Annotated in this window: 23 protein-coding genes; 8 read left to right on the top strand and 15 right to left on the bottom strand. The window is 72.1% G+C overall.

Annotated elements, in window-relative coordinates; genetic code table 11:
• Positions 1-16: 16 nt before the first annotated feature.
• Genes ADL03_RS40580 through ADL03_RS40540 form a run of 9 tightly spaced genes read right to left on the bottom strand, consistent with a single transcriptional unit; the run spans position 17 to position 9,785 of the window.
• Entirely contained in the window at positions 17-1,474 is a 1,458-nt protein-coding gene (locus tag ADL03_RS40580) for a class I adenylate-forming enzyme family protein (protein ID WP_053738974.1), read from the bottom strand.
• The gene (locus tag ADL03_RS40575; protein WP_053738973.1) at positions 1,471-2,844 is read right to left on the bottom strand and encodes a CoA transferase; all 1,374 of its coding nucleotides are present in this window, start codon (positions 2,842-2,844) and stop codon (positions 1,471-1,473) included. Before ADL03_RS40575 ends, ADL03_RS40580 begins: the two co-directional genes overlap by 4 nt.
• Positions 2,841-3,617, bottom strand: a complete 777-nt coding sequence (locus ADL03_RS40570) for a class I SAM-dependent methyltransferase (protein WP_197289097.1) — start codon at positions 3,615-3,617, stop codon at positions 2,841-2,843. Before ADL03_RS40570 ends, ADL03_RS40575 begins: the two co-directional genes overlap by 4 nt.
• A complete protein-coding gene (locus tag ADL03_RS40565) occupies positions 3,614-5,104 on the bottom strand; it encodes a class I adenylate-forming enzyme family protein (RefSeq protein ID WP_197289096.1) in 1,491 nt (496 codons plus the stop codon). The genes ADL03_RS40570 and ADL03_RS40565 overlap by 4 nt, the downstream gene beginning before the upstream one ends.
• Positions 5,101-6,369, bottom strand: coding sequence for an NAD(P)/FAD-dependent oxidoreductase (locus ADL03_RS40560; RefSeq protein WP_053738971.1), 1,269 nt, complete (start codon positions 6,367-6,369; stop codon positions 5,101-5,103). The genes ADL03_RS40565 and ADL03_RS40560 overlap by 4 nt, the downstream gene beginning before the upstream one ends.
• Complete coding sequence (locus ADL03_RS40555; protein WP_053738970.1) at positions 6,366-7,298, bottom strand: UbiA family prenyltransferase; 933 nt, start codon at positions 7,296-7,298, stop codon at positions 6,366-6,368. Before ADL03_RS40555 ends, ADL03_RS40560 begins: the two co-directional genes overlap by 4 nt.
• Positions 7,295-7,525, bottom strand: coding sequence for a hypothetical protein (locus tag ADL03_RS49095; RefSeq protein WP_053738969.1), 231 nt, complete (start codon positions 7,523-7,525; stop codon positions 7,295-7,297). The genes ADL03_RS40555 and ADL03_RS49095 overlap by 4 nt, the downstream gene beginning before the upstream one ends.
• Entirely contained in the window at positions 7,525-8,643 is a 1,119-nt protein-coding gene (locus ADL03_RS40545) for a DegT/DnrJ/EryC1/StrS aminotransferase family protein (RefSeq protein ID WP_053738968.1), read from the bottom strand. Before ADL03_RS40545 ends, ADL03_RS49095 begins: the two co-directional genes overlap by 1 nt.
• Complete coding sequence (locus tag ADL03_RS40540) at positions 8,640-9,785, bottom strand: DegT/DnrJ/EryC1/StrS aminotransferase family protein (protein WP_053738967.1); 1,146 nt, start codon at positions 9,783-9,785, stop codon at positions 8,640-8,642. Before ADL03_RS40540 ends, ADL03_RS40545 begins: the two co-directional genes overlap by 4 nt.
• Positions 9,786-9,948: 163 nt before the next feature.
• Between ADL03_RS40540 and ADL03_RS40535 the strand changes: the two genes are divergently transcribed.
• From ADL03_RS40535 to ADL03_RS40510, 6 genes are read left to right on the top strand one after another with little or no spacing between them, the layout of a single operon-like run.
• Positions 9,949-10,980, top strand: a complete 1,032-nt coding sequence (locus ADL03_RS40535) for a Gfo/Idh/MocA family oxidoreductase (RefSeq protein ID WP_053738966.1) — start codon at positions 9,949-9,951, stop codon at positions 10,978-10,980.
• Complete coding sequence (locus ADL03_RS40530) at positions 10,970-11,788, top strand: sugar phosphate isomerase/epimerase (RefSeq protein WP_053738965.1); 819 nt, start codon at positions 10,970-10,972, stop codon at positions 11,786-11,788. Before ADL03_RS40535 ends, ADL03_RS40530 begins: the two co-directional genes overlap by 11 nt.
• Entirely contained in the window at positions 11,785-13,005 is a 1,221-nt protein-coding gene (locus tag ADL03_RS40525; protein ID WP_053738964.1) for a M20/M25/M40 family metallo-hydrolase, read from the top strand. Before ADL03_RS40530 ends, ADL03_RS40525 begins: the two co-directional genes overlap by 4 nt.
• Positions 13,002-14,051 (top strand): Ldh family oxidoreductase, encoded by a 1,050-nt coding sequence (locus tag ADL03_RS40520; protein ID WP_053738963.1) that lies wholly within the window; start codon positions 13,002-13,004, stop codon positions 14,049-14,051. Before ADL03_RS40525 ends, ADL03_RS40520 begins: the two co-directional genes overlap by 4 nt.
• Entirely contained in the window at positions 14,051-14,929 is an 879-nt protein-coding gene (locus ADL03_RS40515; protein ID WP_053738962.1) for a Gfo/Idh/MocA family protein, read from the top strand. The genes ADL03_RS40520 and ADL03_RS40515 overlap by 1 nt, the downstream gene beginning before the upstream one ends.
• The gene (locus tag ADL03_RS40510; protein ID WP_053738961.1) at positions 14,922-15,323 is read left to right on the top strand and encodes a hypothetical protein; all 402 of its coding nucleotides are present in this window, start codon (positions 14,922-14,924) and stop codon (positions 15,321-15,323) included. Before ADL03_RS40515 ends, ADL03_RS40510 begins: the two co-directional genes overlap by 8 nt.
• Before the next feature lie 55 nt (positions 15,324-15,378).
• Here the strand turns inward: ADL03_RS40510 and ADL03_RS40505 are convergent, their stop codons facing one another.
• The 4 genes from ADL03_RS40505 to ADL03_RS50950 all read right to left on the bottom strand — a co-directional run bounded on the left by ADL03_RS40505 (position 15,379) and on the right by ADL03_RS50950 (position 18,381).
• Positions 15,379-15,927: an EF-hand domain-containing protein gene (locus tag ADL03_RS40505; protein ID WP_053738960.1), complete on the bottom strand. Its 549-nt coding sequence runs from the start codon at positions 15,925-15,927 to the stop codon at positions 15,379-15,381.
• An 87-nt stretch (positions 15,928-16,014) separates the two neighbouring features.
• Positions 16,015-17,262, bottom strand: a complete 1,248-nt coding sequence (locus tag ADL03_RS40500; protein ID WP_231642822.1) for a nucleotide sugar dehydrogenase — start codon at positions 17,260-17,262, stop codon at positions 16,015-16,017.
• Between the two features lie 20 nt (positions 17,263-17,282).
• Entirely contained in the window at positions 17,283-17,594 is a 312-nt protein-coding gene (locus tag ADL03_RS40495; protein WP_053738958.1) for a hypothetical protein, read from the bottom strand.
• Positions 17,595-17,853: 259 nt separating this feature from the next.
• On the bottom strand, positions 17,854-18,381 hold the full coding sequence (locus ADL03_RS50950) for a glycosyltransferase (protein WP_369809079.1): 528 nt from the start codon (positions 18,379-18,381) through the stop codon (positions 17,854-17,856).
• 533 nt (positions 18,382-18,914) lie between these two features.
• Here ADL03_RS50950 and ADL03_RS40485 point away from each other — a divergent pair.
• Both ADL03_RS40485 and ADL03_RS47765 read left to right on the top strand, forming a co-directional pair.
• Positions 18,915-19,157 (top strand): hypothetical protein, encoded by a 243-nt coding sequence (locus ADL03_RS40485; protein ID WP_053738956.1) that lies wholly within the window; start codon positions 18,915-18,917, stop codon positions 19,155-19,157.
• A gap of 129 nt (positions 19,158-19,286) precedes the next feature.
• Complete coding sequence (locus tag ADL03_RS47765) at positions 19,287-19,436, top strand: hypothetical protein (RefSeq protein ID WP_157529705.1); 150 nt, start codon at positions 19,287-19,289, stop codon at positions 19,434-19,436.
• Between the two features lie 223 nt (positions 19,437-19,659).
• Here the strand turns inward: ADL03_RS47765 and ADL03_RS40480 are convergent, their stop codons facing one another.
• Together ADL03_RS40480 and ADL03_RS40475 are read right to left on the bottom strand one after the other, a co-directional pair.
• Positions 19,660-20,139: a hypothetical protein gene (locus ADL03_RS40480; RefSeq protein WP_157529704.1), complete on the bottom strand. Its 480-nt coding sequence runs from the start codon at positions 20,137-20,139 to the stop codon at positions 19,660-19,662.
• Between the two features lie 166 nt (positions 20,140-20,305).
• On the bottom strand, positions 20,306-20,653 hold the full coding sequence (locus ADL03_RS40475; protein ID WP_053738954.1) for a hypothetical protein: 348 nt from the start codon (positions 20,651-20,653) through the stop codon (positions 20,306-20,308).
• Positions 20,654-20,861 lie beyond the last annotated feature (208 nt).

The raw sequence follows: 20,861 nt of genomic DNA, 5'->3' as shown, positions 1-20,861 counted from the left end.
AGGTGGCCACGGGGTGTCACGCAGGCGCTCCACACCGGTCGGCGGCGAACCGCGCCAGTGTGCGGTGGCAGACCTTGCCGGTGCGGCCCACGGGCAGCTCGGGCACGGTGAGCAGGAACTCGGGCAGCTTGGTCCTGGCCAGCCCGTGCGCGGACAGGTACGCGGTGAGATCGGGGAGGTCGAGCCGCTGTCCGCCGCGGGTGGTCACGATCGCGCACAGCCGTTCGCCCATCTCGAAGTCCGGTACCGGCACGCACGCGACCTCGCCCACCGCCGGGTGCCCGCCGATCGCCAGCTCCACCTCGGCGGGACTGATCGTGTAGCCACCGCGGATCACGACGCGTTTCGCCCTGCCGGTGACGTGCAGCCGGCCCGTGCCGTCGAAGTGGCCGCAGTCGCCGGTGCGCACCCAGCCGCCGTCGAGGCGGTGGCGGGCGTCCAGCTCGGGCGCGCCGACGTGGCACAGCGGCGTCATCGGGCCCCGCGCGCAGATCTCGCCGTCGACGATCCGGATGTCGCACACCGCGGGGTCCGGAACGCCCACACCGTTCTCCGGTGTCGTCGTGTGGCAGTTCACGCCGTCCGACGAGCCGTAGACGGTGACCACGTCGACGCCGAAACGCGCGCGGCACGCGGCGAGCGTTCCCGGAGGCAACACGTCACCGCTCGACACCAGCGCGGCCAGGCCGGAGACCTCGGGCACGGCGGGGTGGTCCGCCAGCCGGCGCCACATCGTCGGCACCGCGAACACGTGCGTCGGGCGGTGCTCGGCCATCAGCCGCAGCGCGGTGTCCGGCGCGAACCGCCGGGTCACGATCAGCGTGCCACCCAGGCAGCACAACGTGATCGGCACGCCGAACGAGCCGAACGACGACGTGAGCGAGACCAGGACCAGGTCGCGCGGTGCCGGATGGCCGCCGTGCACGGCACGCACGTAGTTGGCCCGCCCACCGGCGAAAGCGTTGTGCGAGTAGGCGACCATCTTCGGCTCCGCTTCCGAGCCGGACGACAGCAGGATCTTCGCGGGCGCCTCCGGGTGAGGACGTCCGTGCTGCGCGGTGCGGACACCTTCCCTCCCGCTCACCACCCCATCGGCGATCACGGCGCTCGCACCGGCGCGGGCGAGCAACGCCTCGGCGCCGGAGGGGAGCGGCAACACCACCGCGCCGACGGCGAGCACGGCCAGCTCGGCGACGACGGCGGCACGCCCGTCGGGCTCCTGGACACCGATGATGTCGGTGACGCCGTACGGCAGCCGGTCGGCGAGCGCCCGGACGAGCAGGTCCAGCTCGGCGTACGTGAGCGGCCCCTCGTCGTCGACCAGCGCCGTGCGGTCCGGGTGTTCCCGCACCCGGTCGCGGAACAGCGAGTGCAGGTCGCGGTCCGGGCAGTACCCGCGGGCCACCCAGTCGCGGCGCAGTGCGGCGGGGACCAGGTCGCGCAGGACCGTCCCGGTGGCGGACACCCACGTCATGACGTGAACTCCCACGGCGAGCGGACCAGGACGCAGCCGTCCCGGACGAGGGCACCGGCGAAGCGGGGATCCGCGCCGAGCGCGGCGAGGTCGTCGCACACCGGCACGGTCAGCGGTTCGGCGCACCGGTGCCACGAGCGGGCGTTGAGCGTGCCGGCCGCCGACAACAGCGACGAGTCCACCCGCGTGGCGCCGCTCGTCAGCGCGGCCACGATCCCGTGCGCGCTCACCACGCCGCCGAACACGTCGACGACGGTCATGAGCGTGGGCGGAACCCCGCTGTGGGCCTGCACGACGAAGTCCGTTCCCAGCGGCGGGTTCGGGCCGAGCTCGGCACCCCAGCCCGACGCGTGCGCGTACACGATCCCGGGCCGGACCCGCGCGAGATCGGCCGGCCGCAACGACCACTGCTCCGCCTTGCCCGGCGCCCAGTTGTGCAGGAACACGTCCGCGGTCGCCGCGAGGTCGAGGGCTTCCCGGCGTCCACCGGGGGTGCCCAGGTCGATCTCGACCACGTCCTTGCCCCGGTTGAGCGCGTGGAACCGGGCCGAGGTGTCACCGGCCATCGGCGGCACCCAGCGGGACGGGTCACCGCCCGGCGGCTCGATCCGCAGCACGGTCGCCCCCAGCAGCCGCAGCAGGTGCCCGGCCAGCGGTCCCTGCACCCGGCGGCACGACTCCAGCACCACCAGCCCGGACAGCGGGAGCAGCCCGGCCGGACGGCCACGCGGGTGCCCGCCACCGGTGCCGCTGAGCACGAACGCGGGCAGGTGATCCACCGGCTGGTCCGACACCCGCACCAGGGTCATGCCGGTGCGGCGGGCGACGTCGGTGATCCGCGCGATCGGGTGCGCAGCCAGGACCTCGGCCAAGCCGGGCAGCGGACAGGTCGCGGTCGCGAACCGGTGCAGGAACGGCCGCCACCCCCGCGACACGGCCCGGTCGTCCGCGCCGAGCGCGGCCCAGAACCGTTGCCACACCGCCGGATCGAGCGCCTCGATCTCGAACGCGACACGGTCGGCCGAGCGGAACGGCGGTCCGCCGGGGGACTGCGGTTCGTCCGGGTCGTCCGCTGTCGCCGCCGCGAGGTACTGGGCGACGGCGAGCAGAGCGCCCTGCGCCAGCGAGGTGGACACCGCGTGCAGCGGAATTCCCCTTGCCTGGGCCAGCTCCAGGGCCTGGGCGCCCAGTCCGGCCAGCTCCGCCGCGATGATCGAGGCGTAGTCGAAGCCGAGCGGCGTCGGGCGGCCGAACCGGCGGCCGTGCACGTGCATGATCCCGCACGCGGCCTGGACGTCCTGTTCTCCCGTCAGCGGCAGGTCGACCGGTCCCGCCACGGACACCGACACCGCGTCGAGCGAGAGCGTCACGCCGGCCGCCTCCCGTGCACCGAGTAGATGACGCAGGACGACGCTCGGAACTGCGGGTCCGCCATCACCGCGCGGACGTCGGCGAGCTGCTCGTCGGTCATGCCCGCCGCGATGAGCTTGTCCCGCAGGTGGTGCGTGTGGTGCACCAGCAGCCGCACACCCGGTGATCCCGCGCGCCACGGGACCAGCGCGGGCACCGGGTCGACGTCGACGAGACCCGCGGCCACCATCGACGCGGCGGCTCGCCTGCCCCACGTGCCGTCCCCGCCTGCCGCGCGGAACGTCCGCTCCTTGGCCGCGAGGAACGTCTCGTACAGTGCGGCCGCCCGTTCGTCCGGCGCGAGCAGCACCGGGCCGTAGGAGATGTCGAACTCGTCGACCTGCAACCACCCGCCGGGCTTCAACGCGCGCACCAGCTTGCGCAGCACGGCCTCGCGTTCCGGGATGTGCTGCAACACCAGCCGCGCGTGGATGAGGTCGAACTCGTTGTCCGGCAACGGGTCGTGCACGACGTCGTGCCGCAGGACCGTGAGCCCGCGCGCCGGTGCGACGTGCTCCGGCTTGATGTCGGTGGCGAGCACCGAGCCGGTCCGCGCGGCGAGCCAGTGCGCGACGCTGCTGCCGCCCGCGCCGACCTCCAGGCAGCGCCAGCCGGGACCGGCACCGGTCTCGGCCAGCCGGGCCAGCGTGATCGGGTCGTAGGCCTCGCTGAGGCACCGGTGCTGTTCGGTCGCGTGCACGCTGTGGTTGTCGAACACGTAGGTCGTGGTCACGTCCACCTCCCCTGGCTGTTGGTGTCGGCGGCGCCCACCAGTCGCGCCAGCAGTTCGAGTCGCCGCACCTTGCCGGTCGCGGTCCGCGGCACGTCGTCCCAGCGCAGCACCACCGGCTCGGCCATCGGCGGCAGGTCGGCGACCGCACGCCGCCACTCGGCCGGGTCGAGCCCGGTGTCGGTCACCACCACGGGAATCGGCCGCCGTCCGGACGCGGCGAGCAGAACGCATTCCGCCACCTCGGGCAGCCGGTCCTCGACCGCGTCCTCCACGGCGAGGCAGCTCAGGCCCGCCACCGTGTCCACCTCGCGGTCCAGCAGCGTCACCCGGCCGGTGCGGCTCACGATGCCGAGGTCGCCGGTGTTCCACCACGGCCCGTCCGCCTTGGTGTCCCAGCGGTCCTGCTCTCCGACGTAGCCCGTGCACCGGGCACGGGTGCGGGCGAGCACGAGGCCCGCGGTCCCGCGCGGCACAGGTGCCAGCGTCTGCGGGTCGACCACACGCAACCTCGCCATCCCCGGCAGCGGCCTGCCCAGGTCACGGGTCGTGTGCGCGGTGCGCCGGGTGAGGAACCGGAACGACAGCGGCCCGGTCTCGGTCTGCCCCCAACCCTGCATCCACAGTGGACGCCTGCGGTGCGACGCGCGCAGCATCGTCCGGATGACCGGCGGGTGCATCGCGTCGTAGGTGCTGACGAACCGGCGGACCGCGTGGAACGGGTTGTCCGGCCCGGTGGCGAGCGACCGCCAGCGCACGTAGGCCGACGGCAGCGCCTCCAGCACGGTCGGCGGGTGCTCGCCGAATACCCGTTCCGCCGAGGACGCGTCGCTGAGCAGCACGATCTCCCGCGGTGCCAGGCACAGCGCCGACGCGGTCCAGCAGAACGTGCGGCCGTGGGCGTACGAGCTGGCGTTGCCCATCACGTCGTCGCGCCGGGTGCCGACGAGCGGCCAGCGCACCGACTCCGGTCGCGCGAGCCGGTCGATGATCGTCCGGGTGGTGTGCACGACGAGCTTGGGCACGCCGGTGGTGCCGGAGGTGTGGTTGATGATCAACGGGTCGTCGTCGTGCCTGCGGTGGGGCGGAGGTGGCAGGCAGGCGGTGAACTCGTGGAGCCGCAGCACTCTCGGCGCGCTCACCTCCCGGTCGGTGACGACGAGCACCGGGTCGAGTCGCTTCACCAGCGTTTCCAGCGTGTCGTCCGGCAGGTGGCCGGACAGCAGCGCGGGCACCGCGCCGAGCCGCACCGCCGCGCACGCCAGCAGGTCGTAGTCCCAGTGGTTGCGCTTGACGACGGCGACCCGGTCACCGGGCCGCACCCCGGCCTCCGACAACCACCCCGCGGCGTCGAGCACCAGCTCGGCGAGCTGCGCGATGGTGAACGTGTCACCCCTGCCGGGCGCGAGGTCGAACGGCCGGTCCAGGTGCACGGTCGTGGCCGCTTCGGCGCACTGTTCGAACAACGTCCCCATGTCGTGCGGCTTCACACCCGCTCCTCCTTCCTGGCCAGGCGCCGCGCCGCGCGCACGCCGGAGCGCACCGCCGCCTCGCTGCACGGGCTCAGGTACACCCAGTCGCCCGCGTAGTCGACGGCCCCGCCGCCCAGCCCCGCCTCGAACCCCGAGCGCAACGCGAGTGCCCGCGGCGTCGCCTCCGGCAGCGCGTGCCGGAACCGCCGCACGACCACCCTGCCGACCGCCGCGCGCAGTCCGGGCACCAGGCGTTCCGCGGCGTCGACCAGCCGCGCCGCCACCTCCGCGTCCGGTGCCCCCAGCAGCTCCGCGGCGACCGAGGGATGAGCCATGACGGTGACCAGGCCCCGGTTCTCCGGCGCGCGGCCGGGGTGTTTGAGGTGGTCGAAGATGATCGTGGCGACCGTGCCGTTCTCCGCGGTCGGCACGACCACCACGTAGTCACGGCGGCCCAGCGGCCGGTCGAGCAGCAGGTGCGCCTTCACCACGACCGAGAACGAGCACGCGTCGATGAACTCCGACCCGTGCTCCGGGTACACGCGGCGGACCACCGGGGCGGGCACCGCCAGCACGACCGAGCGGGCGCTGAGCTCGGCGCCCCGCACGAAGATCCGGGCCGAGGAACCGTCGTCGACCACCCGCTCGACCGGAGCCGAGGTGGTGACGTCCACCCGCTCGGCGAGTGCGCGGGCCAGGGTGTCCATGCCGTCGCGGTAGGTCCGCCAGGTCGACGCCGGGCCGATCGAGGTGAGCAGCGCGAGGAACGGTGCGATGGCGGACCGCGAGGCGTCCCAGCCGAAGAACCCCGACACCACCGGCTGGCACAGATAGTCCAGCAGGTCACCCCGGCACGCCTGCGCGACCGTCGCGTGCGTCGAGTCCTCCGGGCGTTCCAGGTCGAACCGCCCGCGCAGCAACCGCAGCAGCTCCAGTCGCGCCCGCACGGACAGGCCCGCGCCGGTGAGCAGGCCGCGCGTGCTCGCCACCCCCGGCCGTGCCCGGCCGCGCCACAGCGCGATGCCCCGCCCGATCCTGGGCACCTGCTCGCGGCCGATGCCGAGCTCTCCGAGCAGGCTCCACGTCTGCGGGTAGCCGGTGGTCGGGATCTGTTCGGCGCCGGTGTCGATGAGGAAACCGTCCTCCCGCACCGTGGTCATCCGCCCGCCCACGACGTCGGCCGCCTCGAACACCCGCACCCGCCTGCCCGCCGACGCGAGCCGGAACGCGGTGGTCAGCCCGGCGACGCCGGCACCGATCACGGCGACGTCGAGGTCGGTCACGTGAGCACCACCAGGTTCACGACGACCAGCGCCAGCACGGTGATCCGGTGGATGCGGATGCCGAGCGCCCTGGCCCGCAGGATGTCGTGCAGGCCGAACCCGATCCACACCTGCCCGCACCGCAGCACGATCGTCGGCGCCAGCGCGAGCGGGAACCACCACGGACCGCCCAGCGCGGGCACCGCCGCGATCAGCGCGAGTTCGGCCGCCGACACCGCGACGACGAAGAACATGTTGCCGCGCGGCGAGGTCAGCGCCGCGACGGTGGGCCTGCCGACCGACCGGTCGCCGGCCACGTCGTTGGTGTTGGAGTACACGCCGAACAGCAACGGCCCCAGCCCGAACAGCAGTGCCTGGGCCAGCACGAAGCCGTCGAGCCGGCCGGTGGCGAGGCCGTACGGCGCGAGCACCAGCGCCCAGCCGAGCCCGGCGAGGAAGAACTCCTGGAAGCCGTGGTAGCTCAGCTTCACACCCCAGGAGTACTGCAGCGAGAAGAAGTACGTGACGGCGATCAGCACCACCGTCCAGAGTGGAGTGTGCGGGGCGATCGCGATGGCGGCTGTCCAGAGCAGCGCGCCGACCGCCCCGGTCACCAGGGCGAACCGCAGCACCTGCTCCTCGGTCAGCGTGCCCGCCACCAGCGGCTTGCGGTACCGCCTGCGGGCGGGGTCGTCGGGGGAGTAGTTGGTGACGTCGCTGCCGTCGCGGTAGCCGGTGAGGTCGTCGAGCGCCACCATCGCGGAGATCACGAACACCTCGCCCAGCAGGAACACCCCGGTGGTGACGAGCACGCCCGCGTCGAACCGCAGCGCGGGGACGAGCAACGTCCACACCACGGCCACACCGAGGTAGTAGTCGAGGATGTCGAGCTTCGCGAGCCGGAAGTACGCGGTGCCGCGGGTGCGCGTAGTCGCTGCGAACGTCGTCATCGTGGGTCCTCCACCGCGATCAGGGCGGCGAACGAGCGGTCGCCGCCGCGGGTCAGCTCACGCCGTTCGACCGGCCGGGAACCCGGCAGCAGGGCGACGTCGAACCTCTTGGCCTCGGCGAGCCCGGCCCGTTGCGACGCACGCACGACATGGGCCAGACCGGCCCGCCTGCACCGCTCGTCCGCTCTCTCGTGCGCCGTGGGGACCTGCGTTGCCTGGACCTTCATCACGACTCCTTGGCGAATCGGCACACCGCGTCGGCGATGTGTTCCACCTGCGCATCGGTCAGGTGCGGGTAGATGGGGATGGCCAGCGTGCGCCGCGCGGCCGCTTCGGCGGCGGGCCAGGCACCGCCGCGGGCGTACGGGGCGAACGCGGGCTGGCGTGGAAGTGCCGCCGGGTAGTAGACGTGTGACCCGATGCCCTGTCCGGCGAGGTGGTCGCGCAAGGCGTCCCGGCGTTCAACGAGCAACGAGTACACGTAGTAGCACCGGCCGTCGACGGCCGGCGGTGGCGCGAGCACCCCGCAGCCGGCCAGTTCGCCGAAGCGTTCGGTGTAGTACTCGCCGATGCGCGCCCTGCGTTCGAGCCGGTGCGGCAGCGTGGCGAAGCGGTGCAGCTGGAACGCGGCCATGATCTCGTCGAACCGGCTGTTGTAGCCGATGTGGTGGTGCACGAACCGCGTCCTGCCGTCCTGGCCGTGGTTGCGCAACATGCGCACCATCGCGCCGAGTTCGGGGTCGGCGGTGACGACCATGCCGCCCTCGCCCGGCATGCCGAACGTCTTGACCTGCACGAACGAGTAGACGCCCGCATCGCCCCACAGGCCGGCGGGCGTGCCGCCGAGCACGCCGCCCTGCGCGACGGCGGCGTCTTCGAGCAGGCGGACCCCCGCGGCGTCGGCGATCGCGCGGATCGCGGGCATGTCGGCCATCACCGAGAACATGTGCGCGGGCATGACCACCTTGGTGCGCGGGGAGATCAGCCGGTCGACCTCGGCGGGATCGGCGACCGTCGTCCACGGGTCGACGTCGGCGAACACCGGGACGGCCCCGAGCATCGCCGGGGCGGCGGCGAGCGGCGCGCAGCCGAACGCGGGCACGACCACCTCGTCGCCGGGTCCCACGCCCATGGCGCGCAGCACCAGTGTCAGCGCCGCGGTGCCGCTGCCGCAGGCGATCGCGTCGGCGGCACCCACCGAGTCGCGGACGACCTCCTCGAACCGGGTGGTGTGCGCGCCGAGGATGAACTTCTGCTCCGGTGCCAGGCCGATGCTCTCGACGATGTCCAGCAGCGTGTCCTGCTCGTCGTCGAAGAGATCGGGCGGGAAGAACGGCAGGGTCATGACCGGCCCCGGTAGAAGTCGTGAATTGAGCGGCACACCTTCTCCACGTCCGCCTCGGACATGTCCGGATAAAGGGGCAGTGCGATGGTGTGCCGGCACGCCGCCTCGGCATTCGGGAAATCACCCGGACGATGTCCCAGGTCGCGGAAACAAGGCTGCAGGTGTAGCGGTAGCGGGTAATAGATTTCGGTTTGCACACCCTGCGCCGAGAGGTGTGCGGCCAGCCCGTCGCGGTCCTCGGCTTCGATCACGTACACGTAGAACACGCCACCGGGACGGGCCGCGGGCAGTCTGCGGACGCCCGGCAGTCCGGTGAGCAGGTCCGTGTAGTGAGCGGCGAGCTGCGCGCGGCGGGCGATGTCGGCGTCCAGCCGGGTGAGCTTCGCGAGCAGCACCGCGGCCTGGATGTCGTCCATCTTGCTGTTCATCCCCGGCAGCCCGGTCTCGGTCGAGATACCGGGGAAGTTGTCGATCGTGCGGCCGAACCGGCCGTGGTGGCGCAACGCGTCGACCAGGCCCGCGATGCGCTGGTCGTCGGTGAGCACGGCGCCGGCGTCACCGATCGCGCCCAGCGTCTTCGTGGGGAAGAACGACAGCACACCGCCCGCCCCGAGCAGGCCGGCGTGCGTGCCGCGGTGCCGCATGCCGATCGCCTCGGCGCTGTCCTCGACCACCGTGAGGCCGAGCCGCCGGGCGACGCCGAGCAGTGCGTCAACGTCCACGAGCTGGGAGAACAGGTGCACCGGCATGACGAACCGGGTGCGTTCACCGGCGACGGCGGCCACCGAGGCGGGGTCGATGCCGTACCCGTCGGGCTCGATGTCGGCGAAGACCGGACGGCCGCCCGCGAGCACGACCGACGACGCGGACGCGATGAACGAGAAGGCGGGCACGACCACCTCGTCGCCCGGCCGCAGACCGGCAGCGCGCAGCAGGAGGACCAGGGCGTCCGTGCCGCTGTTGACCCCGATGACGTAGCGGGCGCCGGTGTAGGCGGCCAGCGCGGACTCCAGCCGGGCGACCTTGTGACCGTGTGAGTACTTGCCATTCTTGATGACGTCGACAATGTGCCGACGGGTGGTGGGCCACAGTTCCGCGAATGTGGCGGACTGCGTGTGGAAAGGAACCGACAGCGTACTCACCTCCGGCGGGAATGACCGTTTCCGACACTAGGGCACGTGATCAGACCGGTCCTCCGGTTCACTCTTCCTGGTCAAGAACGAGTGGCGGGCATTGACACCCGTGCGCCCTCGGCGGCTAGCGTCGAAATCGGCCTGAACCGCTGCTCGAAGATGGGGCTCAACCGTGCAGTCACTCGTGGTGGGACTCGGCCGCGCCGGAGCAGGCCTGCACCTTCCGGTGCTCGCGAAAGCGCGGTCGTGCGAGCCGCAGCTCTTCGGCGCTCAGGACGTCGTGGCGTGCGACCCGCGCCGCAGGCCGCCGCACCGGCCCGGTCTCGTCACCACGCCGAGCATCGCTGCGGCGGCCGGCGCACTCGATCCGGCCCGGACCGTGGTGCACGTCTGCACTCCGCCGACCGATCGGCACGCGGTGATCACCGAACTGGCCGAGCTCGGCTTCCGCAACCTGATCGTCGAGAAGCCGCTCGCGTCCGACGCCGACGACCTCGCCCGGATCATCCGGGTGCGGCGCAAGCACCGGCTGCACATCGAGGTCGTCGAGCCGTGGCTCACCAGCTCGCTCACCGGGCGGCTGGTCGGGCTGACCCGCTCCGGGCTGTTCGGTGCCCCGAAGTCCATCAGCATCGTGCAGAACAAGCCGCGGTTCCGCCGCTCGTTCGCCGCACCGGGGCATCCGACGGCGTTCGACGTCGAGCTGCCGCACGGTGTCGCGCTCGCGTTGCGGCTGGCCGGTGCCGCACGGGTCACCCACGCGGTGGGAACCGATCTGGAGGTGGACGGTCAGTTCAGCCCTCGGATGGGCGGCGCGAGCATCCGGCTGCGGCACAACTCGGGCGTGCGCACCGAGATCAGCTCCGACCTCACCTGCCCGGTGCGGGAGCGGCGGATCACCATCGAGTTCGCGCACGGCAGCGCGGTCGGGCACTTCGCGGTGAGCGATGACGACGACCACTCGCAGCTGACCCTGCGGGCGAACGGCCGCAGCGAGCACCAGGTGCTGCGCGACGACTCGCTGACCGGGTGGATGATCCAGGCCTACCGCAAGTTCCAGGCGGGCGGTGAGCAGACGCGCGGGTTCAACTTCGCCGCCGAGGTCGTGCAGCTGCTGTCCGTGGCCAAGAACATCTGCGCGGAGCCGGTGGTGCCCGGGCCGCGCCCGAGGACCGGCCACGCGACGGTGGGCCATGCCGGCTGACCCGGTGCTGGCGGGCATCACCGACGAGGCGGCACACGACCTCGCCACCCAGGTCGAGGTGCTCACCGAGCTGGGCTGGACCGCGATCGAGCTGCGCACGGTCGACCGGCTGGCCGTCGCCGACCTCACCGACGCCCGGTTCGACGCGGCGGCGACGATGCTGGCGGACCAGGGGATGCGGGTGATCTGCCTGGCCTCGCGGATCGGCAACTGGGCCCGTCCGATCACGGCCGGCTTCGAGCAGGACCTCGCCGAGCTCGACGTGCTCATACGGCGGGCCAGGTCCATCGGCACCCGGTACCTCCGGATCATGTCGTACCCCAACGACGGCCTGAGCGACCCCGACTGGCGCACCGGGGTGCTCACCCGGATCACGGCGCTCACCCGCAGGGCCGAGGCCGCCGGCGTGACGTTGTTGCACGAGAACTGCTCCGGCTGGGCGGGCACCAGCGCCGAGCGGATGCTCGACCTGCTCGACGCGGTCGCGAGCCCGGCGCTGAAGCTGTTGTTCGACACCGGCAACGGCGTCGCGCACGGGTACGACGGCTACGACCTGCTCGGTGACATCGTCGGCCACGTCGAGCACGTGCACGTCAAGGACGCGGACGCGCAAGGGTTCACGATCCCCGGCGAGGGGGCCGCACGGGTGGCGGACTGCGTGAAGCTGTTGCGGGCCAACGGCTACGTCGGTGCCTGGTCACTGGAACCGCACCTCGCCCTGCGCCCGCACGAGCCGGGCGAGCTCGCCGCGGACGCGGTGCCGTCGTTCCTCGCGGCCGGCCGGGCGATGGCGGACCTCCTCCGGTGATCGCTGCGGACCGGGAGCTGCTGCTCCGCCTGCTCGGCCTGCCGACCGCCGGTCCGCTGGAGACGACGGCCGAGGTGCACCTGTGGGAGGCGATGGAGGTCTTCGCCCTGGCGGCGGCCGACGTCGGCTTCCACGTCGCGCACCTCGCCGCACCCTCACCCGCGGTGCTCCACCGTCCTGGCGTGCCGGAGGCCCTGCGGCACGTCGGCCCGGAGTTCCTGGCCTGTCAGCCGAGTCTCGTGCTCCGGCTCGGGCCCGCCGACCCCGCCGTGATGTTCAACGTGCACCTCGACACCGTGGCGCCGTTCGAACCGGCGGGCTTCGAGGGCACCAGGTTCCACGGACGTGGCGCGATCGACGCCAAGGGCCCCGCCGTCGCCATGCTCGCCGGCATCCGCGCGGCGCTCGCCGCCGACCCGGCGGTCGGCCGCGACGCCGGGGTGCTCGTCCAGGCCGTGTCCGGCGAGGAGGGCGGCGCCATGGGCACCTTCGGCACCCGGCCGCTCGTCGAGGCCGGCTTCCACGGCGCCCTCAACATCTTCTGCGAGCCGACCGGGCTGCGGCACCTGCCGCGCTGCACCGCGGCCATGACGGCGGTAGTGCGGGTCGACGGCGACGACGCGATCGACGACGAGCCGCACCGCGGCCACAACGCCACGGTGCTGCTCGGCTTCCTCGCCCAGCACCTCGCGGCCGATCTCGCGCCGCGCGGCCAGGTGTGCGTGGCGGGCCTGCACACCGGCCGCCTGCACAACCGGGTCTACGGCAGTGGTGAGCTGCTGTTGAACATGGCCTACGACTGCGCCGAAGCGGAGCGGACCATGAGCGCGGCCCTGGAGACCGGCCTGCGGACCGGGCTCGCCGAGTTCACCGCACGCTTCCGCCACGTGCCCACCTTCCACCGCACCGCCACCGACGCCGCGGCGATCACCAGCCTGCGGTGGGCCAAGCGCGGCCTGCCGGCACTGCCCGCGCAGGACATCCCGTTGCTGGACGCGGTCGTGCCCCGGTGGCCCGCCGGCGAACCGGCCTTCACCTGCGACGCGATCTGGCTCGCCGACGTGCCGGGCACCCGGACGACTGTGCTCGGGCCGGGCTCGCTCGGCGCCAACAACGCCCACGCACGAGGCGAGTTCGCCGACATGGCCGAGCTCGACCGGTTCAGCGACGTCGTGCGCGACATCGTGCTGCGGTTCACCAGGGATGGAGGAGCATGACGGTTCTGGTGCCCTACGGGACTTTGCTGTCCACAGTGGCCGCTGTGTTCACCGGCAGGGGGATGCCCGCCGACCGGGCCGTGATCGCCGCCGAGGCGCTGTGCCACGGCGAGCTGACCGGCATGACGTCGCACGGGCTGGTCAACCTCACCCGGTTGTACCTCCCGCTGTTCGACGACGGCCGCACGGATCCCGTGGCCGACATGGTGGTTCAGACCGACCTGGGCGCGTGCGTGCTCGCCGACGCCCGGCGCACTCTCGGTCTGTGGTCGGCGAGCCATGCCATGGAACTGGCCTGTGCCAGGGCGTCTCGGCACGGCATCGCGATGGTGTCGTTGCGCGGCGCCACCCACATCGGCTGCGCGGGCCATCACGCCGCACGGGCGGTGCCGCACGGCATGATCGGCCTGATCGCGTCGAACTGCGGCGGCCAGCGCATCGCCCGCCCACCCGGCGGCGCCACCCCGATGCTGGGCACGAACCCGCTCGCGCTGGCCTGTCCCGCGGGCGACGCGCACCCGTTCGTGCTGGACATGAGCACCACCGTCGTGCCGACCGGCCGGGTGCGCGCCGCGGCCCGCGCGGGCAAGCCGATCCCACCGGGCTGGCTGGCCGCCGCCGACGGCACGCCGGTGACCGACCCGGCGGCGTTCGACCGGGGCGACGCCCACCTGCTGTGGCTGGGCGGCGACCCGGACACCGGTGCCTACAAGGGTTTCGGGCTGGGGCTGCTGGTCGAGGTGCTCGCCGCGCTGGTGTCCGGCGCGGCCCTGGGCGCGTTGTCCGCCGACGGCGACCGCGACGACGACATCGGCGTGCTGGCCATCGCGATCGCGCCGGACCTGCTGCGCACGGGCTTCGCCACCGACGCGGCGTCGCTCTTCGCCGCGGTGCGTGGCTGGCCCGCGCTCGACCCGGCCGCCCCGGTGTCCTACCCCGGCTGGCGCGAGGGGGAGCGGGCGGCACGGTTGCGCGAACACGGTGTGCCCGTGCCGCGCGCGTTGTTCGAGGAGCTGCGGTCGGTGTCGATGGGGGTGCACGCGTGATGCGGCTCGGCGTCGTCGGGCTCGGAGTGATCTCCCGCTTCTACCTGGCCGCACTGGAGAAGTCCCCGGACTTCACCCTCGCCGCCGTCTGTGATCGTGATCCCGCGGCGCTGTCGGGTCACGCGGTGCCCGGCTACCGCGACCACCGCGAGCTGCTGGCCGCGGGCGGCCTGGACGCGGTCGTCGTCACCGCGCCGAACGACGTGCACGCCACCGTGTGCCGGGACGTGCTGACCGCCGGACTGCCGGTGTGCGTGGAGAAACCGCTGGCCACCACCCTGGCCGACGGCCGCGACCTCGCCGACCTGGCCGCGCGGCAGCGGGTCGCGTTGTTCACCGCGTTCCACCGCCGCTACAACAGCAACGTGCTCGCGCTGCGCGACAAGGTCGGCGACGCGACGATCGAATCGATGACCGTGCGGTACCTCGAACAGATCGAGGAGCACGTCGGGCACGACCGCTGGTACCTCGACGCCGAGCGCTGCGGTGGAGGCTGCGTCGCGGACAACGGCCCCAACGCGCTCGACCTGGTCCGGCTCTTCCTCGGGCCGGTGACACTGCGCGGCGCCCGGATCGACCGGGACGACACCGGCGTCGACCGGCAGGCGGTGCTGGAGCTCGACCGTGCCAGCGTGCAGCTCGACTGGTCGTTCCCCGGCGAGGTCAAGGACGTCGAGATCCGGCTGGCCGACGGATCGGTGCTGCAGGCGGACATGCTGGCCGGCTACGGGGAGTTCAAGGAGTCGCTGCGGCACGAGTACGAGGGCGTGCTGCGCGAGTTCGCGCGGGCCGTCCGGCAGGGACCGGCGTGGTCCGACGGCGGCTTGGCCGCACTGTCCGTTGTGGACGATGTGTACCGGAGGGAGACGCATGCGTGAGGACGGGCCGAAGCGGGAGGTCGTCGGCACGGTCGTGAAGGTCCTGGTGCACCAGCGCGACGACCGCGGCATGAGCCTGGAACCGTTCGCCAGCCGCTGCGTGCGTGAGGGCGAGGTGCACGAGCTGGTCACCACCGACCACGACGACACCGCGCCCGGCGCGCGGATCGACCGGGTCGGGTTCCTCGGCTTCGCCGAGATCGGCTGCGCGGGCGTGATCGACCGCGGTGACGAGGTGTGGATCGGCGGGGTCCTGGTGGGCACGGTGCTCGGGTTCGACGGCTGCCACTTCCCCAACCACTACAACATCCTCATCCACGTGCCGCGGCCGCGCACCGGGCCGGACCTCGGCCTGAAACCCGAACTGGGCGTGCGGTTCACCCGATCCGGCTGACCACAGCAGGAAGGAGCCCCAGGCGAATCCGCCTGGGGCCCCTGTCACCGCGCGGTCACTTGCCGAGCAGCGGCACGTCCAGCTTGCCCATGTGGTAGTCGCGCACGGCGTACACGAGCTCGTCGACGGTCAGCTTGCCGTTGCCGTTGGCGTCGATCTTGCGGAACGCCTCGTCCGCGGTGGAGGAGTCAACACCCACGGCCTTCAGCCACTTGCCGAACTCCGCCGGGCTCACCTCACCGTCGCCGTCGGTGTCGCACATCCCGACGATCGCAGCGATCGTGGGACGGACGACCCGGTTGAACCCCGAGTCGCCGTCCTCGAAGATCTGCGCCTCGGCCACCTCGATGAACTGCTCCTCGGACATCGCGCCGTTCGGCCCGACGCCCGCCTTGTTCGCCAGGTACTCGAACATGCTCCTGAACGAGTCGATCAGCGCACGCGCCTGCGGCGACGCGGGGTCCTCGCCGAAGGCGTCGATGATCCGGCGGGCCTCCGCCTCGTAGTCGGACTTCTCGATCCGGCCGTTGTGGTCGACGTCCCACTTCGCGAAACGCTTCTTGAGCCGGTCGTTCTTGGCAGTGGAGGTCGTTGCGGCGGTCATTCGGGCACACTCCTTGTCACGGAAGTTCAGTGGAACTGATGTCCGCCCGCCGGGCTCACCCGGCGGGCATCCCTGCGGCGGGCACGCTTATAGACGCACGACCTCCTCTCCGGGAACGCGGCCCGTCACGTCGAAGAACAGCCGGGCGGCCTTCGCCAGCCGGCCGAGGTCGTAGTCGCGGTGAGCGACGAGCAGCACGACCGCGTCCGCGGTCAGCACCGCCGTGCCGAGATCGCGCACGGGAGGCCCGAGCTCGGGCACCACACCGGCCACCGGGTCGTGATAGGTCACGACCGCGCCGAGCGCACGCAAGGCCAGGGCGACCCGCACCGCGGCGGACTCACGGGTGTCCGGCACACCGGCCTTGTAGGTGACGCCGAGCAGCAGCACCTCCGTTCCCCGCAACGGCCTGCCGTGCTCGGCGAGCATCCGCGTCAGGCGTTCGACCACATAGGACGGCATCCGGTCGTCGACCTGCCGCGCCGCGCGCACCACACCCAGCCGGGCGCCCTCCCGATCGGCCTTGTCGAGCAGGTACCGGGGGTCGACCGGGATGCAGTGCCCGCCGGCACCGGGACCGGGCACGAACGGCGCGAACCCGAACGGCTTGGACGCCGCGCAGTGCAGCACGTCCCACACGTCCACGCCGATGTCGTGGCAGAACACCGCGATCTCGTTGACCAGCGCGATGTTCACGTACCGGTACGTGTTCTCCAGCAGCTTGGCCATCTCCGCCTCACGGGTGCCGCGCGCCACCACCACCGTGTCGACGAACTGCCCGTAGAACGTGGCGCAGTGCTTGGCGCACAGGGGAGTGTGGCCGCTGACGATCTTCGGTGTGTTGCGCACGCCGAACCGCGGGTTGCCGGGGTCGATCCGCTCCGGCGAGTACCCGAGCGGGAAGTCCTCGCCCGCGACCAGCCCGTGCCGTTCCAGGATCGGCCGGACGACCTCGTCGGTGGTCCCCGGATAGCTCGTGGACTCCAGCACGACCAACGTGCCCGGCCGCAGGTGCTCGGCGATGGTCGCGGCAGCGGAACGCACCGCGGACAGATCCGGCCCGCCACCGGCGTCGAGCCCGGTGGGCACGCAGATCACGATCGTCTCGGCCTCGCTCAACACCGCCGGGTCGGCGGTGACGGTGAACCCCCTGGCCCGCATGGCTTCCAGCTGATCCGTCGAGACGTCGAGCACGTGCGACCGCCCCTCGGCCACCGCGGCGACCACCTCCGGCGAGGTGTCGTACCCGACCACCGACAACCCGGCGGCGCTGGCCTCGGCGGCGAGCGGCAGGCCGACGTAGCCGACGCCGACCACGACAAGATCGACAGCCACGCGTGCTCTTTCCCGGCCGGTCATCCCTCGACGGAGAACGAGCCGCTTCCGGGGGTCACGTGGGACCCGTACCCCGGCGCGACGGCCACGCCGGGGGTCAGGCACAACGGGTCGCCGTACACGACGACCTCGGTGTCGGTCAGGTTGACCAGCACGTGCGCGTCGGGCGGGAGCGTGGTGCAGCCGTTGGGGTCCTCGTACACCGCGACCGGCGTGACCTCGGTCGAGAACACCGCCACCCGGCCCTCCGCTGCCTGTGCCGGAGAGGCCGCGGAGCCGAGGAGACCGGTCGCGGCGAGCGTGGCCAGCGTTGCGGTGACAAGGCGTTTCATCGAGCCCTCCGTGCTAGGTGACGTTGCTCTCCGCACGCTAACAGTGACTGACCGCTACATCGGATTTGTGTCCAAACACCACGCGTTCAGGTTGTGGTCGGCCGCGAAGAACCTCCTGACGACGTGCCCGATGCGCCTCTGCGTGGTCGTCGGCCCCGGCCGTTCCCGAGGACGGGTGACACCTGCGGTGCCTCCGATCGCGTGCTGCCTTGAGCACGGGGTGTCCATCAAGGACTGTGCGACCGCGCCCGCCGACGTCTCACTTCCGCAAGGCGTCCGCGACGACCTCCACGATCAGTCGCGGACCGTCGACCTTCCCGTACGCCCGTGACAGCTCGACCGCCCTGTCCCGGTAGGACGGTGTGGTCAGGATCTGCCGGACGGCACCGGCCACTTCCTCCGGCTTCGGACGCTGGGTCCGCAGGCCGATGCCGAGGCCGAGCAGTCCGACACGTGCGGCGATCGCGGGCTTGTCCTCGGTCTGGCCCGCCACGACGACCGGAACGCCCGCCGCGAGCGCCTGCTGCGTGGCGCCATAGCCGCCGTTGGTGACGACACGTCCGCACGCGGCAGCAGCCGGTCGAACGGCACGAACTCCTCGATGACGGCGTTCGCCGGCACGGGACCGGTCAGAGCGGCGGCCGGACGCCCCAGCGCGGCCACCACCAGGACGTCCTTGTCCTCGAACGCGGCCAGCGTCGGCTCGGCCAGTTCGGAGAGGTCGTCGTTGGCCAGCGTGCCCTGCGTCACCATGACGACCGGGCGGTCGCCGTCCAGCTCGGACCACCAGGCGGGTTCGGTCCAGCCCTCAGGAGCGACCGGCGGCAGCGGCCCGACGAACCGCAGCAGGTTCTCCGGCAGGTCGGAGCGGGGGAACTCGAACTCCGGCACGGTCAGCTGCAGCACCTCGTCCGGCTCGGTGTACATCGCGGCGAAGTAGTCCGGCATGGTGACCCCGGTCGCGCCGAGCCCGTTGACCACGCGTTCGAGGTACTCGCCCGCGCCGGACAGCGCGGCGGCGAGACCCGCGTTCACAGCGCGGTTGGCCTCGACCTGGTCGGTGCCCGGCGCAGCGGGTGCCGGGCCGAACGGCGTGGTGTCGTCGCTGGGGTGGTAGAGCGGGGAGATGCTGACGCCGATCCAGCGGCGCGGCCGGACGCCGGTGCCGTGCAGCGACGGCAGGCCGCCGAGGAACATCAGCTCGGCGACGACCACCGCGTCCGGGTCCTCGGCCAGCAACTGCTGGATCAGCGCGTGCTGGTCGGGGATGGCGTCACCGAAGACGTGCGAGACGTCCCACGTGAGCATCACGGCTCACGGGTGCTCGCCGCCGCCTACCGCAAGAAGATCGAGGACATGCGGGAGGAAGGCCGCCGCCTGATCCGCCGCCTGGTGGAGTGGGGGCTCTGCCGGCTTCCCGACGACCTCGACCGCACGGTCGACCTGTGCTGGGTCACCGCGCAGCACAGCGCGTACACGCTGCTGGTGCGCGACTGCGGGTGGAGCCCGGAGGAGTACCGGAACATGATGCTTGAACGGTTCATGGAACTGCTCGACCGCTGAAAGCGCGGTTCCCCTGGGCCGGTGGCGCGGGCCCGCGAACCCGTCAGCGCAGGTAGAACTCCTCGCCGCTCGGCGGCAACCTCGCCCGCGTGTTCACCCGCCGCACCGCCCAGGAACGCCCGATGCGCCGTGGTAACCCAGCAGGACACCGAGGGCGCACGAGCGCTGGTGTTCGTCGACCTCTCCAGCGACATCCCCGCCTTCTACGTCACGCCGCCGGACGTGGCGGCCGGCCAGGTGGAGCAGTACCTCAACCGCTGGGACCTGTTCGGCGGGTGAGCGCTGCCGCCTGACGCAGGCGGGCTCCTATCGGAGGCGCCGGACACATTGCCGATCGTATGAACTGCTCGGTGCGGGTGTCCGAGATCGACACGATCTCGGACACCCGCACCGGGTCAGACTGAACTCGCGGATCGCATCCGAGGAAGTCAGCGTTGCGGAACTCCTCGACGACGCGACCGCCGTCACGCGCGTTCTTCCTGCCGCGCGCGACCTTCAGCGTTTAGTGCCAGCCCGTCAGGTACATGCGGTTGTCGACCCACGCGCCGGCGCGGAACTTCCACCTCGGCGACGGATCCGTGTTCTTGGCGGCCGAGGTGATCTGGTCCGTGCCCTGCCTCGCGGTGAACGGTCCACATTGGAGCCAGTGCGCGCCGTTGTCCTGCGACCAGTCCATCCAGACCTGCTCGCCGCCGCCGAAGAAGATCGGCCCGGCAGCGGTGGTGAGCTTGGCGTAACCCCTGTTCGCGCCCGCGATGTTGGCGAACTGCAGGGTCAGGATGGTGGCCGGCCCCGTCTGCGGGTCGATGGCACGGCCGGACTGGTTGTTCGGGATGTCGACGAACCCGTTGGCACCCCGCTGGCAGTCGCCCGCGGTCGCGGGTCCGACGTCAGCGGAAGCCGTGAACGGCGCCGCGACCGCGAGGCTCGTGAAGAGCGTGGCCGCGGCGGCAACGGACGTGAAACGTCGCAAATGATTCATTTGTACTTCCCCCAGTGACGCGGGCTGACCCAGGTCCCCAATACCTGAGCCGAAATCCCGGCACCACCGAGTGTGCCAGCTGTCTCGCGATAAATCCACGGAATGGGTTCGGATGGACCAAGCTCGCCCGTGCGCCGCGGTGTCCGGCCCAACCGGGCCTCGCGGGTCAGTCGTCGAGGCCGGGGAGGTGGTAGCCGGCGTGGTCGTCCCACTCGATCTCGTAGTCGTCGAGGGTGAAGGTCCAGTCGGCGTCCGCCACCACGCCGCGCAACGCGGTGACCGCGGCCAGCCAGTGCACGAGCGACGGGACCGCCCGGTCGTCCACGGCGGGCAGCTTGGTCGATCCGTTGAGCGCCGTTCCCGGATCCAGCCGGTCGTAGAGACACAGCCCTTCTTCTTCGAGGCCGAACGGCGCGTTCGCGTTGTAGGTCTCGACGACCTGGCCGACGGCCGTGAGCTCGGCGTCGGTCAGCGGGACCGCGCGGCGAGCCGTGTAGTAGAGGGAGACGCCCACGCGAGCCAGTCTAGCGGGCTCCCCTCAGGACAGCCGCGAAAGGACAGGTCCGCGTGCTCACGGCGTCAGATCGGCCCGGTGCGGGACCTCGATCTCCGCGGGCTCGAAGACGTCGAACGTCCACGACCTGATCTCGTTGGGCCACAACAACGTCACGCTGCCTTCCGCGGGCAGGTAGACGGCCGTGTGCAGGGTGCCGACGCCTGAC

Origin of the sequence: Nocardia sp. NRRL S-836 (assembly GCF_001279525.1) — a bacterium.
Classification (GTDB): Bacteria; Actinomycetota; Actinomycetes; order Mycobacteriales; family Pseudonocardiaceae; genus Lentzea.
This window is presented reverse-complemented; position numbering and strand designations above follow the sequence as displayed.

Bases quoted from the DNA above. Each gene is read 5' to 3' on its own strand.
- ADL03_RS40580 (WP_053738974.1), bottom strand. From the start codon at position 1,474: ATGACGTGGGTGTCCGCCACCGGGACGGTCCTGCGCGACCTGGTCCCC.
- ADL03_RS40555 (WP_053738970.1), bottom strand. From the start codon at position 7,298: ATGACGACGTTCGCAGCGACTACGCGCACCCGCGGCACCGCGTACTTC.
- ADL03_RS49095 (WP_053738969.1), bottom strand. From the start codon at position 7,525: ATGAAGGTCCAGGCAACGCAGGTCCCCACGGCGCACGAGAGAGCGGAC.
- ADL03_RS40545 (WP_053738968.1), bottom strand. From the start codon at position 8,643: ATGACCCTGCCGTTCTTCCCGCCCGATCTCTTCGACGACGAGCAGGAC.
- ADL03_RS40530 (WP_053738965.1), top strand. From the start codon at position 10,970: ATGCCGGCTGACCCGGTGCTGGCGGGCATCACCGACGAGGCGGCACAC.
- ADL03_RS40520 (WP_053738963.1), top strand. From the start codon at position 13,002: ATGACGGTTCTGGTGCCCTACGGGACTTTGCTGTCCACAGTGGCCGCT.
- ADL03_RS40515 (WP_053738962.1), top strand. From the start codon at position 14,051: ATGCGGCTCGGCGTCGTCGGGCTCGGAGTGATCTCCCGCTTCTACCTG.
- ADL03_RS40510 (WP_053738961.1), top strand. From the start codon at position 14,922: ATGCGTGAGGACGGGCCGAAGCGGGAGGTCGTCGGCACGGTCGTGAAG.
- ADL03_RS40505 (WP_053738960.1), bottom strand. From the start codon at position 15,927: ATGACCGCCGCAACGACCTCCACTGCCAAGAACGACCGGCTCAAGAAG.
- ADL03_RS40495 (WP_053738958.1), bottom strand. From the start codon at position 17,594: ATGAAACGCCTTGTCACCGCAACGCTGGCCACGCTCGCCGCGACCGGT.
- ADL03_RS40480 (WP_157529704.1), bottom strand. From the start codon at position 20,139: ATGAATCATTTGCGACGTTTCACGTCCGTTGCCGCCGCGGCCACGCTC.